The organism is Nocardia sp. NPDC101769 (genome assembly GCF_044766925.1).
Lineage (GTDB): Bacteria > Actinomycetota > Actinomycetes > Mycobacteriales > Mycobacteriaceae > Nocardia.
In genome coordinates this window covers 1-2,831 of sequence record NZ_JBIWMX010000115.1, presented here as the reverse complement: position 1 = coordinate 2,831, position 2,831 = coordinate 1, and the positions used below count along the sequence as shown (strand labels likewise).

Below are 2,831 nucleotides of genomic sequence, written 5' to 3'. Positions count from 1 at the left end.
CCGGCCCGCAACGGCCCGACCCGACATCGAAGTGGAAAAGCTGGGTAGACCAGCGGCTACCCCACACCCCAAACACACTGGTCAGCGCGCCTCCGGCGCGCTGACCAACCCGAAACCTGGGTCAGTGGATTGAGGATAAGGCAGTCCCAGGCCCCGCTTCTCCATCATTTCCCGGTATGACAGATCCATGCCGGTAACCGTCTCCAACGCCTCCCCGACGGCGAACAGCGCATCAGCGACTCTTCCGCGAGTTAGCTCCAACTCCGCTTCCTCCAAGACCTCTCGCAGGATATGAAGACTATCACCCTGAATGCTTAGACCGGGAAATTTTCGCCCCTCCCATTTGACCAATGAATAGTTTCCCTGCGTGTCCAGTATCTGCGCCTGGTATTCCACGATTCTCTCAGTTCAGTTCAGTTCGGATGGAAGGTTATGGGTTGCGTGGGCCAGCGCGTTGTACACCCAGTCGTGTGTCGGTCCGACAGTGATCCGAGTTCCGAACAACTGCTGTGTCAAAGCCCAGTAACGGTGAATGCGGTGGTCGGAATCGGTTGCGTCGATCAGCAATTGCTTGCGGAAACGCGGAGTATCACGTTCCCCGCGGGCGGCGGCGTGGGCGTTGACGAATCGATCGAGTTCGCTTCCGGCGTACGGGCGCACGCGTTCGGCTACCAGTGCCACGACGTCCACCATTAGGTCGCCCACGTCCGTGAACAGTGCTCGACGGTCGCGGATCAGTTCCGGCTTATGTCGCCAGTACTGCTGTCGTACAACAGCACTCATGTCAGGGTCGGTGACGAGAGCCGCCAACCCGGCGTACGCGACGACCTCGTCGACCGATGGATCTGCAGGCGGCTCCGGGACATTCCAGCCGACCCACATATCGATGTCGCTGCGAGGGACCGGTGCGAGGATGCGCCGCCAGAACCGTATCAGGCAATCATGTACCGCCCCACCGTCCTGCGCCGCAGCCAGCAACGCAAGTCGCTCGGCTCGTTGCGCCGGGGCAACCGTCTCGACGGCCCGCAGTGACGCGCGCCGCCATGCCATCGACCGGAGTTCGATGTCGAGCCGCGCGCTCTCGTCGGCAATGGCCTCGGCCATCGACCGCTCTTCTCGCAGCACGCCAGCGATCGAGTCCAACCCGAGACCGAGCGTGCGTAACCGCCGCACCAGCAGCAGTCGTTCAGTGGCGCTGTCGGCGTCGAACATCCGGTGCCCGCCTGCGCTGCGGCGGGATTCCAGAATGCCTTCGTCGCAGTAGAACCGAATCGTTCGCACAGTGAGCCCGGTGCTGCGCGCCAACTCCCCGATGCTGATCAGCACACCGGATCGTGTGTCGTCCGTCACAACCTGTTGAACCTCCACCCCACTGGAGCTTCTAGCGTACTGGCACTGCAGTCCAGCCCCGGCAGCGAAACCGAAGCGGTCGTGGACGGCGAGTGGAGTGCGGATCCGGGTCTGAGGTCAGACGAACGATGAAGGGGAGGATTGATGGAAACAGCATTCCATGCAGCCGAGCTGGTCGGCTATCGCTATCGCGTCGATGACTACTACGAAGTTGGTCGGGAGAAGATCCGCGAATACGCACGAGCTGTCCAGGATTCCCATCGAGCACGCTGGAGCGAGTCCGCCGCGAACGAGCTCGGGTACGCCGGGCTGGTCGCGCCGGCCACGTTCGCCTCGATCGTAGCCATGCGGGCAAATCGTGCCCTGCTCGAGAACGTCATGACCGGCTACGACATGTTCGTGCACACCGACCAGGTCTTCGAGATGCACAAACCCGTCCTGGCCGGTGACCGATTGTTCAGTGACGTCGAGCTGTCCTCGGTTCGCCGCGTCGCAGGCAAGGACCTGCTCACCATCACCAATACATTCACCGACCAGTCCGGCCAGATCGTGCAAATCATGCACACCACGATCGTCGGCATCACCAGCGATGACGTCGAATCCAACATCAGCGATGCCATCAAAGGCGTGGTCACGAGTGGATTGGAACCGGCGTTGACGCCCGCGGGCTCGGCGCCACACGCCGGACACACACTGATCGACCAGCCGACGCAGGCCGTCCCCCGGCATTCGCACATATCGCGAACACGTGTGCCGCACACGGCAATCCGTTTCGAGGACATCGCCGTCGGTGACGAGCTACCGGCCCGGACCGTCCAACTGACACGCGGCGACCTGGTGAACTACGCGGGAGTCGCCGGTGATGTGAATCCGATCCACTGGAACGAGGAAGTCGCGGCCTTGGCCGGCCTTCCCGATGTGATCGCGCACGGCATGCTCACCATGGGCCTCGGGGCGGCGTTTGTCACTGACTGGCTCGGCGATCCAGGTGCGCTAATCCGGTACGGAGCCCGGCTGTCGAACTACACCGTCGTCAACGCCGTCTCGGCCGGGGACGTAGAGTTCAGCGGCCGGATCAAATCGATCGACCCGGAAGCCAGAACCGCCACCGTCGTCCTGGTCGCGAAATCCGCTGGACGCAAGATCTTCGGTCTGGCCACCACAGACATCCGCTTCAAATAGACGGACGACTCCCTGACGGCGCGCTCAGCGATCTGATGCCTACCGGGCGCGCTCATCGGCAATAGCGGACGTTCTGCCCGCCTCGGATCGGCACGGCCAGTTGATCTTTCGATGCCCCACGTGATCGGTTCGGTCAGCGCGGTATGCGGCAGAATTGGGTGTTCGCTGGCGGGTGTGTGGTCGGGCCGGTCGGTTCATGATCATGGCAAGGGGATCGTCGTCCACCCGATGGTGTCGAGGTGTGCTGCGACCAGGGGGATAGCCACGGTTTCGAGTCCCTGGACGACGTCGAGGGCCGG

At 62.8% G+C, this 2,831-nt stretch carries 3 protein-coding genes; 1 reads left to right on the top strand and 2 read right to left on the bottom strand.

The features are described 5' to 3' along the window. Positions 1 to 81 precede the first annotated feature (81 nt). Together ACIRRA_RS45770 and ACIRRA_RS45765 are read right to left on the bottom strand one after the other, a co-directional pair. The gene (locus ACIRRA_RS45770) at positions 82 to 396 is read right to left on the bottom strand and encodes a DUF6959 family protein (protein ID WP_402782366.1); all 315 of its coding nucleotides are present in this window, start codon (positions 394 to 396) and stop codon (positions 82 to 84) included. 12 nt (positions 397 to 408) lie between these two features. Beyond that, positions 409 to 1,326, bottom strand: a complete 918-nt coding sequence (locus tag ACIRRA_RS45765) for a MerR family transcriptional regulator (protein ID WP_402782369.1) — start codon at positions 1,324 to 1,326, stop codon at positions 409 to 411. 168 nt (positions 1,327 to 1,494) lie between these two features. Here ACIRRA_RS45765 and ACIRRA_RS45760 point away from each other — a divergent pair, with 168 nt between their 5' ends. Further along, positions 1,495 to 2,532 (top strand): fused (3R)-hydroxyacyl-ACP dehydratase subunits HadA/HadB, encoded by a 1,038-nt coding sequence (locus ACIRRA_RS45760; protein WP_402782363.1) that lies wholly within the window; start codon positions 1,495 to 1,497, stop codon positions 2,530 to 2,532. Positions 2,533 to 2,831 lie beyond the last annotated feature (299 nt).